At 62.6% G+C, this 12,658-nt stretch carries 11 protein-coding genes, 1 tRNA gene and 2 pseudogenes; 8 read left to right on the forward strand and 6 right to left on the reverse strand.

Features of this window, described 5'->3' with window-relative positions; genetic code table 11:
• From CF68_RS38225 to CF68_RS09940, 4 genes are all read left to right on the forward strand, one after another.
• Positions 1 to 685 (forward strand): hypothetical protein (locus CF68_RS38225; protein ID WP_235205721.1); only part of this gene is annotated, 685 nt, incomplete at its 5' end.
• Positions 686 to 1,025: 340 nt separating this feature from the next.
• On the forward strand, positions 1,026 to 3,647 hold the full coding sequence (locus tag CF68_RS09930) for a YdbH domain-containing protein (RefSeq protein WP_235205722.1): 2,622 nt from the start codon (positions 1,026 to 1,028) through the stop codon (positions 3,645 to 3,647).
• A complete protein-coding gene (locus CF68_RS09935; RefSeq protein ID WP_035818017.1) occupies positions 3,644 to 3,823 on the forward strand; it encodes a YnbE family lipoprotein in 180 nt (59 codons plus the stop codon). Before CF68_RS09930 ends, CF68_RS09935 begins: the two co-directional genes overlap by 4 nt.
• 9 nt (positions 3,824 to 3,832) lie before the next feature.
• The gene (locus CF68_RS09940) at positions 3,833 to 4,156 is read left to right on the forward strand and encodes a YdbL family protein (RefSeq protein ID WP_035818019.1); all 324 of its coding nucleotides are present in this window, start codon (positions 3,833 to 3,835) and stop codon (positions 4,154 to 4,156) included.
• A 170-nt stretch (positions 4,157 to 4,326) separates the two neighbouring features.
• Here CF68_RS09940 and CF68_RS36165 read toward each other — a convergent pair whose 3' ends face one another.
• The gene (locus tag CF68_RS36165; RefSeq protein ID WP_084187156.1) at positions 4,327 to 4,485 is read right to left on the reverse strand and encodes a DUF3309 family protein; all 159 of its coding nucleotides are present in this window, start codon (positions 4,483 to 4,485) and stop codon (positions 4,327 to 4,329) included.
• Positions 4,486 to 4,502: 17 nt separating this feature from the next.
• Positions 4,503 to 5,680, reverse strand: a pseudogene (locus CF68_RS39060) (fatty acid desaturase).
• Positions 5,681 to 6,101: 421 nt separating this feature from the next.
• Between CF68_RS39060 and CF68_RS37040 the strand changes: the two are divergent.
• Both CF68_RS37040 and CF68_RS09955 read left to right on the forward strand, forming a co-directional pair.
• Positions 6,102 to 6,470, forward strand: coding sequence for a hypothetical protein (locus CF68_RS37040; RefSeq protein WP_152548484.1), 369 nt, complete (start codon positions 6,102 to 6,104; stop codon positions 6,468 to 6,470).
• A 23-nt stretch (positions 6,471 to 6,493) separates the two neighbouring features.
• Positions 6,494 to 6,751, forward strand: coding sequence for a hypothetical protein (locus CF68_RS09955; protein ID WP_035818024.1), 258 nt, complete (start codon positions 6,494 to 6,496; stop codon positions 6,749 to 6,751).
• Positions 6,752 to 6,843: 92 nt separating this feature from the next.
• Here CF68_RS09955 and CF68_RS09960 read toward each other — a convergent pair whose 3' ends face one another.
• Entirely contained in the window at positions 6,844 to 7,563 is a 720-nt protein-coding gene (locus CF68_RS09960) for a Crp/Fnr family transcriptional regulator (RefSeq protein ID WP_035818026.1), read from the reverse strand.
• A 420-nt stretch (positions 7,564 to 7,983) separates the two neighbouring features.
• On the opposite strand from CF68_RS09960, the gene CF68_RS09965 reads away from it, so the two are divergent.
• A complete protein-coding gene (locus CF68_RS09965; protein ID WP_035818027.1) occupies positions 7,984 to 8,235 on the forward strand; it encodes a hypothetical protein in 252 nt (83 codons plus the stop codon).
• 229 nt (positions 8,236 to 8,464) lie between these two features.
• Positions 8,465 to 8,611, forward strand: a complete 147-nt coding sequence (locus CF68_RS36170; RefSeq protein WP_080745335.1) for a DUF3096 domain-containing protein — start codon at positions 8,465 to 8,467, stop codon at positions 8,609 to 8,611.
• A gap of 633 nt (positions 8,612 to 9,244) precedes the next feature.
• Here the strand turns inward: CF68_RS36170 and CF68_RS09975 are convergent.
• The 3 genes and pseudogenes from CF68_RS09975 to CF68_RS37685 form a co-directional block, all read right to left on the reverse strand.
• Positions 9,245 to 9,320: transfer RNA gene (locus CF68_RS09975), tRNA-Met, on the reverse strand.
• A gap of 244 nt (positions 9,321 to 9,564) precedes the next feature.
• Positions 9,565 to 10,488, reverse strand: coding sequence for a 3-keto-5-aminohexanoate cleavage protein (locus tag CF68_RS09980; protein ID WP_035818032.1), 924 nt, complete (start codon positions 10,486 to 10,488; stop codon positions 9,565 to 9,567).
• 45 nt (positions 10,489 to 10,533) lie between these two features.
• Positions 10,534 to 12,658: pseudogene (locus tag CF68_RS37685) on the reverse strand (indolepyruvate ferredoxin oxidoreductase family protein); the annotation flags it as partial.

Below are 12,658 nucleotides of genomic sequence, written 5' to 3' on the forward strand. Positions count from 1 at the left end.
GTTTGGCCCTTACACTCGAAGGACGCATAATAAGTGTTATGTAAAATTGCAGACATTTCTGGCGCCTGCGACAGCAAGCGCTGCGAACAAGTCCAGACAAGCCCGGTTTCTCGCGCCACGGCTCGCGTTTCGTCTCCGCTTCTGCACAGATGATCGACTGCCGCCGGCCTCCCTACATCAGTCTTACGAGGGGTTGACGCTGCAAGCTCTCCAACAGATGGTGACGGCCTTGGCACCAAGCGTGAACCTTATGTACAAGACTCTCACCATCGCCCTAGCTATCGCCTGCGCGCCCACTGCTCACGCCGCCAAATGCCGCAGCGGCAAGAGCATTCTCTACACCCAAGACCGGTACTGTCCCAGCGGCTACACCGACATCACCTCACCCATGGGCGGCACCGTGTCCACCATGGGCAAGTCTGAAAATGTCCGCAAAGCTGAGCAGGAATATCTAGGCACGCGGGCGGCGGAAGAAAAGCAGTTTCAAAGCCAGCAGGCACAGCTACAGGCCCAATACGCGCAAGAGCAAAACCAATTGCGCGGTCAATGCTCAGCCATCGACGCACAGATACGTGCCAACGAGAACCAGCAGCGCCAAGTGAATGCATGGCAGCAGATTGACCAGCTGAAGCAAAATCACCGGGCCTTGCGCGACCAACAATACCGGCTCGGCTGTCATCGGTAAGCCGTCCCACTTGCGCTACCTTGTCCGGCGTGTGCAGCAGCGTTTCCCGGATGCGTCGATCGTCGTCGCCCTCTCGCCAGGAGGTGATACGGATCAGTGGAGCGAAACGCGCCAGAGCGCAATGGGCGCCATCACTATGCCACTTCGGTTCGGAGTATGGTTGACGCATGTCTGGCCACGGTCAGAACCGAAAATGCGATCGCTCCTGAGCCACTCCCTGGCGACGTGGGAACATAGAACCTGTTTGCCAAGGCAAGGGAAGAATCACAGTGCCAGCTCAATAACGTAGACGGGCTGCGACATGCTCCGCTCCCGGCAATATTCTCCAACGCTTGCATTCTTGCGTCGCAACAATGTCTGGCTGATCATCCTGGCGCTGCTGCCAGTGTGGATGCTGTTGGCGGTGGTGATCACGGCATTTGCGCTGGGTGTACGTGTCCAGGGGCTCGGTTGGCAGGACGGGCTGGAGCTGGCGCATTGGCAAAGGCTACAAGACGGCTGCGTGCAGGCCCGCGGCGAACGATTGCGGATCACCGGCTGGCGGCCAGTGACGATCACCGTAGCCAGCGTGAGCCTGGCCGACTGCCAAGCTGGCGGCGAGCCCCCCCCTCCCCCATGGACGCCGCCATTCGATCTCATCGTCGATGCACTTTCCATTCCCGGCTTGCCGCCGATAGCAGTCACCGTCCGCCAGCGCGATCAGCGTTGGCAGGCATGGGCAAAGTATCAGCACAGCAATGCGACCGCTACCTATGACCGCTTTTCCGGGCGCTGGAGCGCGCAGGGCCAGATTCAGGCGGCTGACATCGCGCCCGGGTTCCTGGGCGCGCTGACCTTCACGGGCCTTGGGCTGTGGCAAGCCAGCCGGCTGGACGGCGATTTACAGGCGCAGGGGCAACAACTGGGTCATCGTGATCAACCTCAACGGTCCGACATGAGGCTCGAGGCCAGCCTCGCCGCCAAAAGATGGCATTTGAATGCCGAGCTGGGGGAACCGTTGACGCTCGGCGGTGACTGGAGCCTGGAAGCCCGGCAAGTACTACGGGCCAGCGGCAATCTGGAGGGGGTGGAGTCCCTGCGCCTGGACCTGCGAGCGGCAGGCCCGCAGGGCACCATAGTGCTGACCCTGGATACCGAGGGCACTGGCATAACACGCGGCCAGGGCATGCTGACGCTGGCCGGGCCCTCGCTAGCTGGCAGAGTGCCGATTCGCTGGAACCGGCAAGGGTTGGAACTGTTGCCGGCGTCGATACAACTCCCTGAGGGGATTCTGCTGCGCTGGCCTCGGCCTTTGATACTGCCGCTGGCATTGGCCGGTGAAAGCGCAATCTCGGCCGAGCTTCAGTATCGCGATATGGAAGTCAAAACCGTCGACAGCCGGTTAGCCTGGCAGGGAGCCAAGTGGAACTGGCAAGGACGGGTTGACCTGGCAGGCAAAGCCGCCGGATACGACCTGACCGGGTCTTGGCAAGGCCGCATCGAAGCCTCCGGGCTGGCGGGGGAACCGGCTAGCCTGACGGTCAGGGGATCAGAGCTGTTGCTGGCAGTGAGCATGCCGGTGACCGGCTTCCAGGCGCCGAGCTGGACCACGCGCGCGGAGTTCAATGGCCACTATGGCAACGCCCTTGTCACGGGGGCGCTCAGCGCCCGCTTTGCGCGAGGACGCTGGGAAGGTACGGTTGAAGCCGACTCGCGGCTCCCCTTCTATGCGCGGGGCGGGGAGCTGAAGCTCGTCGCCCCCTGGTTTGGCAAGGACGGGCAGTGGTACCTGGGCACTGGCAGTCGCGCAACGATAGCCGGCGGGCTCGTCGGAACGATATTGATCAAGCCGATCGCCGTGGTCGCCACAACGCCTCTGCGCGTCGGCCCCCAAGGCGTATTCGGCAAGCTGGAGGTCAAGGCGGAGGGCATCGTTGCAACCCGCTGGGTACTGCCCACCGTCAATGGAAAAATCGCCTTCGCTGGGCAGCGCGGCAGGACCACGCTGCGCGCACCGGCCTGGCAATCCGAGCTGACCTTAACCGCAGAGCTGGCAGGCCGCGGAAGGAACACCGGAGCGAAAGGCATGATGGAAATCAGGACACCGCTGTCTGCATCCATGAGCCGCAGCCTCGGCTTCACCTTGAAGCAAGGCATGCTCAATGGCCAAGGCCGCTGGCAGTGGCAGGATGACTGGCGGCTGCAAGGCGACATATTCGTGTCCGGGCTGGCGCTGGACTGGGGAGACATTCTGGCCACGGGTGGCAATGGTGCAGCGCATATTGAGCTGCACAGGAATGGCGTAGCGCTCACAAGCATCGGCCCGATCATGCTCGCCGAACTGGACGTGGGCACCCAGGTGCGCAATATCCGCATGACGGTCCAATCTGACTTGACCACCTGGCACGCCGTCGATGTTTCCGCCGACGTGCTAGGAGGCCATATGCACGCGCCCACCTTGCAATGGCCGTCCTCTCAGCTTCAGGCCGTGGCCATCGGCCGCATCAACCTCGCAGAGGTGGCCGCGCTGCAAAGCGATCCGAACCCGACCGTTCAACTCGCTGGCCGCGTGGGCGGCAATCTGCCGCTACAACTGACGAAGGACTCCCTGGCCTTGCGGTCGGGTCACCTGAGCAACGAGGGCCCCTTGCTACTCAAGGTCATGCCATCTGCCGGGGTCACCGCGATGGTCCAATCCAATCGCGCGGTGGAACTGGCGCTCGATGCCCTGAGCAATCTGGCAATTGACGAATTCGAGGCGCGTCTGAATATGAAGCCGGACGGTTGGCTGGACGCCGCGGTCACCATCAAAGGCCAGAACCCGCAGAAGAAGAGCTTGCCAATCGTACTAAACTACACGCACCGGGAGAACGTGTTCGAACTATTGCGCAGCTTGCGCATTGGGGATGATATCTCCCGGCGGGTACTGAACCGGGTGCCTGCAGAAGGCTCGCGCAGCGATGACGTGGAGGACACGCCATGAGAACCGTTTTGCTTGTCGCTTTGCTGCCACTGGCCGCCTGCACGCCCCGGATCGCCCTTGAGGCCCCCAAAGACCCGATCACCATCAATCTGAATGTGAAGATTGATCATGAGATTCGCCTCAAGGTAGAAAAAGATGTGGATAAACTCATCAATGAAGACCGCACATTGTTCTAGGAGCCAACCATGAAAATGGCGACACGATTGATGGCGGTGCTACTGCTGTCTGGCAGTGCGCTGGCCATGGCATTGGGCCTGGATAGTGCCAAGTCACAGGGGCTCGTGGGGGAGCAACCAGATGGTTATCTGGGTGTTGTCAAGGCGACCCCGGACGCAGTGGAGCTTGCCGCGGATATCAATGTGAAGCGCCGCGCGGCGTACGACGCCATTGCCAAGAAGAACGGTGCCACCCTGGAGCAAGTGGCGATCCTGGCGGGACAAAAAGCCATCGAAAAAGCGGCGCCAGGATCCTTCATCAAGACTCCTGAAGGTCAGTGGATAAAAAAGTAGTGCTCAGCGGAAGCACGAATGCAACCCCGCCCGCTTTCTGGTGAATATCCGGCCAGAACCAATTCTAATGGGGCTGGAAGGCAATAATCGGCAAAAGCGAATGCGCAGAAACAGCATCAAGGGGCCGCCCCTATCTTCCGGCCATCCTAGCGCGACCTCGGCGCAACGCGCTATATCTTGCCCATCAGCAACAGTATGAGCAGGATTACCACCACCAGTCCAAGACCACCGCTGGGACCGTAGCCCCACCCCCGGCTGTGCGGCCAGGCTGGGAACGCGCCGATCAGCAGCAAGATGAGCACGATCAATAGCATTGTTCCCAATGTCATTTCATGTCTCCCAACGGTCAGGCATAGCAGCGGAGCTTCCCGGAAAACTCCTGCAACGCACGGATTCCGCTTTGGTCGGCGCGCCGGCACCAGCCTTCCAGCTGCTCGACCAGTTGCTCCTCGGGATGGAAGAGCGGCTCCACAACGCGGTGAGGTCTTCGCGCATCGCGTAGACGGTGCGCAGCAAGCACTGGCGTGCAGGGCCTGGTGCAGGATTGCGCGCTCACGCGCCGGTAGGGCCGCCACCTCCCTTTGTAGCCAGTGCTTGAGCGCTTCCTTTGCCCTAGCCTCATTCAGACCCGCTAGCCCACGCGCCCGCAGGGTGCGGATTTCACCCAGTGCGGTTTGCCGCAGGGTGTTGGCGAACTCGGCCATTACGTGGTAGCGGTGTGTGGAGATGGCCTGCAGGGTCTGCGCGTCGCAGTCTGTCCTGGCCGGATTGAAGCGGATCTTTGGCGCCACCCTGCGTACCCTGGCAAGACGGAGCGCCACCAGCAAGCGGATGTACACCCAACCAAGATCAATTTCCCACCACTTGCTGGACAGCCTGGCTGAGCTGACGTAGGCATGATGGTTGTTATGCAGTTCCTCGCCGCCGATCAGAATGCCCCACGGCACGATATTCGTGGAAGTGTCATTCGGCGCGTACGTGCGGTAGCCCCAGTAGTGGCCGATGCCGTTGATCACGCCCGCGGCAAAGAACGGGACCCACAGCATCTGCACTGCCCAGATGCTCAGTCCGATCGGGCCGAACAGCACCAGATCGATCACCAGCATGATGCCGATCCCTAGCCCGACGTGCTTCGCATAAAGATTGCGCTCAATCCAGTCGTCCGGGGTGCCGTGTCCATACCTCTCAAGCGTTGCAGCGTTCCTGGCCTCGCTGCGATAGAGTTCCGCACCTTCCAGCAGCACTCGCCTGATGCCGTAGAACTGCGGGCTGTGCGGGTCTTCCGGGGTTTCGCACCTGGCGTGGTGCTTGCGATGAATCGCCACCCACTCCCTGGTCACCATCCCGGTGGTCAGGCCACAGCCAGAAGCGCAGGAAATGGCTGGCGACGGGATGCAGATCGAGGGCGCGGTGGGCCTGGTGACGGTGCAGGAAAATCGTGACCGACGCGATGGTGACGTGGGTCAAGCCCAGCGTCACAAGCGCGTAACCCCACCAGGGGAGACTAAGCAGGCCGAGGTGCATCGCCGGCTCCTTCGCAAGATCCGAATGCGTAAGAGACAGATACCCCGAATAGCAAGGCGTTTCGGTACGCTGGCGAACACGAAGGGAAGCCGTGGTACGCAAGGAGGGGGGTCGCGTGCATTGGGCCTTCTGAGCGGATCTGACCCATAGTTAAATGAATATCCAGGACTGTTCGCTAGCGGACGGCGCCCGGCCCAAGGGTGAACTATATATAAATCCGATGCAGTGCTCGCTGCCGACTGGATGCACGGGAAATCCGCGTACCATTCTCGCGAGCAACACACCATTATTTTCCTTCAGGATTAAGAGGGCCGGACTAATCGCATGACAGGCCAGTCTCTTTGACTGGACCCTTATGCCGATTTGAAGTGATTGCTTCCGGGGTTTCCGGGTATCGGACCGGCCTTCTAAGGCGAGGAAAATGCCAACAGATTATCCCACTACCGTCATCGTCATTTTTCACGACAGCCCCCGCAATTGGTATTTTGCGGAGGTTGATCCAACGGCGTGCATCTGCCGGCTTGGCCCGTTTGACAGCGAAAATGCAATTCATGAAGTTCTTTCTGTCATCTACCCTGCCGATCTGCCCCGTGAAACCATCGACGCCCCCGGCGACTACGACGATGTCACAATCCTGCGCACAGCAAAAAAGGCCGTCGATGCCCTGTTAGTCAGCCCTTGCCCGAGTGGAGAAGTAGGAGCAGGGACATCCACTCGCTGGTGGAGACTCTTCTTCGCCCGCCACGCTCCTGCGCGTGCCACTCTTCGTGTACTAGGATCGAATAACTAGAGCCCATCGGAAAGGGGACGGTCATGCAACGGCGTATCACTGTCGGTGACCATCAGGTTTCGATCGAAGTGGAGCAAAAGTACGATCCTGCCGCGCCTGCAGTTGCCATCGGATATTCGGTGCGCTATTCGATTGCGCGCACCGACGGGCGGCCGGTCAGGGATGGTCTCCTGAGCGTACAGTCCTATGAGCTGATAGACGGTACGGAACACTTTCCAACCATTGATACGGCGCTTGATTACGGCGAGGCAAAGGCACGTAACGACATTGCGACGTTTTAGCGGCTACCCCGCTGTTCCGCACGCGTAGTGATAGAAACCCCGCATCAGGAAACCGGCGCAACTCGGCTTGCCAGGTGCCCCAACCTTTGCGCTCAAGTCGCAGACAGGTCAGGCAACAAGCGATCAAACTCCCGCTTCACGACCGCGTAGCATTCGCATACGCGTCTTTCCAGCCCTGCCCGGTCGAGTACAGCTATATGCCCATGGCTATAGCGGATCAGGCCGGCAGCCTGGAGTTTCAAGGCCGCCTCGGTCACGCCGGAGCGCCGCACCCCGAGCATGTTGGCAATGAGTTCCTGCGTCATCGTCAGGTCGTTGGAGGGCAGCCGGTCGATGCTCAGCAGCAGCCATCGGCACAGTTGCTGATCGATGGAGTGATGGCGGTTGCATACCGCGGTTTGCGCCATCTGGGTAATGAGCGCCTGGGTATAGCGCAGCAACAGGCGCTGCAGGGATCCGCCCCGCACGAACTCCTGCTTCAGCAGCGCTGCGCTCAGGCGGTATCCGTGCCCGGCGCTTTGCACGATGGCTCGGCTCGGGGTCGTTTCGCCCCCCATGAAGATTGCAATGCCGACCATTCCCTCATTGCCTACGATTGCAATCTCGGCGGAGTCCCCGTCTTCCATCACGTACAGTAGTGAAATGATCGAATCGGTCGGGAAATAGACGTAGCCCTGTTGATCTCCTGACTCGTACACGACATGGGCCAGCGGCAGTTCCACCAGCGCCAGGTGTGGTGCGAGGCGCTCCCAGTCGACGGCCGGCAGTGCGGCGAGAAGGTGATTGGACTTCGGGTCGTGACTGCATCTCACCGCTCAGGACAGGTTGCTATCAGTGACTCCGACCTTGCCCAGGGCTTGGCGCGCATACCACGGGACGGTAGAGGATCACTTACGTTTCTAAATATAGGTCGGCGAATGGACGAGGCAAATGCCAGGCAAGAGTACCCCGCAAGTCACGCCCACTTCATCGGATCTGCGCTCTCGGATTTCGGGCTGCCCGCTAGCACAGTGCCCCATGTACCTGAAGCAATGCCCGGGATCACCCTCTTCTCCCCTGCAGTTTCCTTGAGCAGGGAAGAACCAGAATGCCGAAACGCGCCTTCCCGATGCGTACGGCACCGGACTGACTTGAGAATCCGTCACAACTATCCTCTGGGTAGGCAACAGAGCGGCGTACGGCGACGTCAAGGCGGATATCAAGAGGCTGAGCAACAGAATCAGGAGACACCCATGCTGGAGACGATGCTGAATCAGTTCCCTCCGCTGGAACAGGAAGCTTTCCGCGAGACCTGTCTGCGTAACGGGGTGGCACCCGACGGATTTACCGTGACAGCCGTTGAAGACGCTGCAGGCGCCGCGCTGGCACGCAGGCGCACCGTCTCGGTAGGCTTCGGGAGGGAAATCCGCCAATACAACGGCAACCTGGGGGCGCAATGGACTGTCGATTTCGAGGACGACCTCAGATCGCGCGTGTTCGGCTGATGTTGTTGCCGAGGCAGGCAGCACGGCACTCCTCAACCGGACAGCAACCCATATCGCCGCGCGCAGCATGGTTCCCTGCATCGGCACGCTCTTCGCTGCCTCCGTACGCTGCCGTACCGCATTCGCATACGCATTGGCGTACGCTGAATCACTTCCAGATCAGGACGCTGTCCAGCCTGCTGCCGCTGCCAGGAATACTGTCGGAGCACGCCAATCCCATGGAGTCATCGTGACCATCATCACCAGCGCTGGTCCTCTCATATCGCTGATCGCTGGCATCCTGATTCTTGTCATGCCGCGGCTGCTCAACTACATCGTCGCCATTTACCTTATCGTCATCGGCCTGCTGGGACTGTTTGGCGGACATCTGCGCTGAGCGGAAGCGGTGGCCCCGCTTCGCTCCAGATGTCCCCTTTCCGGGCATCAGCACGCCCGGCCAGCCGAGATACATCATGCGCACCTGCTCTGTCTTCGCTTCAAGAATTCCGCTTCCGCCCGGAACGGCTGGGCAAGACTGCTTCCCCTCGTGCGTGCGCCTGCTCATGTGACTGGCCCCTGGTTCGTGGACCGGGGCCTGTTTCCGGTCGAGAGCTTTCCGGGCGCGGACGCCACGCACACCACCTTCCGGCATGAAGGCTCGATCGCCGGCTATGACAGCTCTGCAATACTTGGCCTGGCGCTGGCAGGGTATTACGGCGACCATTCCGCCCCGCTGAGCGGCCTTACCACCTATGGCCTTGGCTTTTCGTGGTCTTCGGCGTCTGTGGCTGGCTCCTTGGCGCGCCACATCTGCACTGGACCTGGGCTCGACCGTCACACGGCAACGGGCCGTGCCGCCGGTAAAAGAAAGCGAGACATCCGCTTTCAGCGATGGCACCCGACTGGCCAACCCCTTCTTATCGCGACAAAGCCGCAGTCCAGCCATAATGCGGAACGCTATGCGTGCGTCTGCGGCTGAAACCAAAGCAAAAGCCCCACGCGGATGGCTCCGGCGGGGCTTGGGCGAATGTGGTTGCGGGGGCAGGACTTGAACCTGCGACCTTCGGGTTATGAGCCCGACGAGCTGCCAACTGCTCCACCCCGCGGGGCGAAATATACGCGGGTTGGCAGCACTTGGATACCCCTTCTCCCAAAAAAAGCTGTGCAGAATGCCGGGCAGCCTTCTCGGGCCGGCCGCTTTTGGCATTGGCTCCCGGAAGCTCGCTCTTGCTGGAATCTCGCTACAAGGGAGATCTACCTTCGCCAAGGCGTGTCCTGGCGCGTTGCCACGGCCGCGGTCCAGGTTGCAGGACCGATACCGCTGCCCCCCTGCCCGCCGGCGTTCTGCGTTCAGAATCCAACATTCTCCCGCCCCTTGAGCTTCAGCAAGGTACGCGCCTCCTCCGGCGTGGCAACCTCCAGCGAAAGCGCTTCAATCACACTGCGCACGCGCAGGACCTGCGCGGCATTGCTGTCGGCCAGTTTCCCGGGTCCGTCCCACAGCGAGTCCTCCAGCCCGACGCGTACGTTGCCACCCATCGCCGCGGAAATCGCCGCCAGCGGCATCTGGCTGCGGCCGGCGCCCAGCACCGACCAGACGTAGTCCTTGCCGAACAGCCGGTCCGCCGTGCGGCGCATATGCATCAAGTCCTCCACATGCGCGCCGATGCCGCCGCGCAGCCCGAATACGGACTGGATCAGCAGCGGCGGCTTCAGCAGCGCGCGATCGAGAAAATGGGCGGCCGTGTACAGGTGCCCGATGTCGTAGCATTCGATCTCGAAGCGCGTCTGGTTCTCGCTGCAGGACTGAAGGATGTAGGCGATATCCTTGAAGGTGTTCCTGAAGATGCCGTCATAGCTTTGCGCAAGATGAGGCCGTTCCCAGTCGTGTCGGAATTCCTTGAAGCGATCCAGCAATTCGTACAGTCCGAAGTTCATCGAGCCCATATTGAGCGAGGCGACTTCGGGGCGCAATTGCAGTGCGGGCTGCAGCCGCTCCTCCACGCTCATCGACGGCGCACCGCCAGTTGTCAGGTTGATGACCACGTCCGATGCCGCCTTGATGGCTGGCGCGAACTGGCGGAACAGCGTCGGGTCCTGCGACGGGCGCCCGTCCGCGGGATTCCGCGCGTGCAGGTGGACGATGGCGGCACCGGCCCGCGCGGCGTCGATCGCGCTCGCCGCGATGTCATCGGGCGTAACCGGCAGGTGGGGTGACATGGACGGGGTGTGGATCGAACCGGTGATGGCGCAGGTGATGATGACTTTGTTCATGGTGTTTCTGCTTTCGGTGATGGCATCGCACGGATGCCGTTGTCGCTACCGGCTGGCATCGCCGTCCCACTCCTTGCGTGCCCGGTCCCGTCTGGCAAAGCCCGCCTGCGCCTGCCGTTCGCGCACGTGGCCGTAGCCGCGCACGCTGGCCGGCCAGCCAAGCAAGGCCAGCAAGCGTTCGGCCGGCCACTGCGCCGCGGCTTGGCCGAGCAGGTCAAGGTCTGCCTCATAGGCCGCCAGCACGCTGCGATTGAGCTGTGCTTCGGCGCCCCGCGCGAACGGATCGAGCCGGCTGCCGCGCAGGAAGCGCGCACCGGCCAGCAGTCGGAACGCGGGCCGGATCCACGCTCCGACGGCGGTCTTGCCGATCTTCCCGGTCACCTTGTCCAGCTTGCCGAAGGGACCGCCCGCGAGATGGAAGCTGACCTTGAAGTCGCCGTCGAAGCCGTCGCGCAGGGACTGCATGAACGCCGGGCGTGAATACAGGCGCGCCACTTCATACTCGTCCTTGACCGCCAGCACGCGGTAGTACTGCGTTGCCACCTGCCGCAGCAGCGCCTGCGCATCGCTGCGGCCCGCCAGCATCCGGCGCACTGCCTCGATCCGAGTGCGGTAGCGTGTGGCCAGTGCCGCGTTCTGGTAGTCGACGAGGCGCCGGGCCCGGTCGTCGATCAGTTCGCCCAGCGGACCGTCGGCCTTCTTCGGGAACTGGACCACCTGCGCCGGCGCCAGCAGGCGCCGCACTGCGGCGTGGTCGTGCGCCAGCCATCGGCCCAGCGCGAATGCCTTGCGGTTGGTGCCGGTCGCCACGCCGTTGAGTTCGATGCCTTTCTCCATCGCCGCGCGCCGCACCGGGATCACGCCCTTCTGCCAGGCATAGCCGAGCAGCAGCATGTTGGAGAGGATGGCGTCGCCAAGGAGTTGCTGCGCGAGCGCCGCCACATCGACGAACTCGGCGCGCACTCCCAGCGCCCCGCTCAACCGCTGCCTCAGGCCTGCCTCATCCGCCGACCAGTCCGGCTGGCTGGTGAAGTCGCTGGTGGGCACGATCCCGGTGTTGACGAAGGCACGCGCCTGTCCCGGCCGCAGTCGGGACAGCGCGTCCGCGCCCGCGGCGACGATCAGGTCGCATCCCAGCAGGACATCGGCCTCCGCGCTGCCGATGCGCGCTGCGTGCAGCAGTTCCGCGCGCGGCGCAATGCGGATGTGGGAGCCGACCGCGCCATACTTCTGCGAGAGCCCGGTGACGTCGAGCGAGCTGCCGGCCTTGCCGTCCAGGTGCGCGGCCATGGTCAGCACGGCGCCAATGGTGACTACGCCGGTGCCGCCGATGCCCGCCACCAGGATTGCCGTCGACGCGAAATCGCCCGGGATCTCAACGTCGGGCAGCGCGGGAATCGTCAGCTCGCCGTCCTTGCCGCGCTGTGGCCGGCGCGGCCTGGCGCCATCGAGCGTGACAAAGCTGGGGCAGAAGCCGCGCACGCACGACAGGTCCTTGTTGCATGAAGACTGGTTGATCTGCCGCTTGCGGCCCAGCGGCGTCTCCAGCGGTTCGATCGCGAGGCATCCGGACTGTTCGCCGCAATCGCCGCAGCCCTCGCAGACTTCCGGGTCGATATAGGTACGGACCTGCGGGTCGGGCAGCTTGCCGCGCTTGCGCAGGCGCCGCGCCTCGGTGGCACACGCCTGGTCGTAGACCAGCACCGACAGCCCGGCATGTTCGCGCAGCCCGCGCTGTACGGTCTCCAGCTGCGCGCGGTCGTACACCGGCACGCCCAGCGCCGCGCGCCTTGGCCCGTCGTAGGCGGTCACGTCATCGGTGACCACCACGATCTTGCCGATCCCTTCCGCTCGCAGCTGGGCCACCGCCTTGTCCACGCTCAGGTCGCCGTCCACGGGCTGGCCGCCAGTCATGGAGACAAAGCCGTTGAAGAGCAGCTTGTAGGTCATGCGCAGATTGGCCGCCTGCGCCTGGCGGATAGCCAGGTAGCCGGAATGGAAGTAGGTGCCGTCGCCCATATTGGCAAAGACATGGGGTTCGCGCGTGAACGGCGCCTGCCCCATCCACATCACCCCCTCTCCACCCATATGCGAAGCCGTGTGGGTCTTGGCCGGGTCGTTCAGCATGGCAATCGTATGGCAGCCGATGCCGGCCAGCGCCCCGCCGCCC

Origin of the sequence: Cupriavidus sp. SK-4 (genome assembly GCF_000611125.1) — a bacterium.
Lineage (GTDB): Bacteria > Pseudomonadota > Gammaproteobacteria > Burkholderiales > Burkholderiaceae > Cupriavidus > Cupriavidus necator.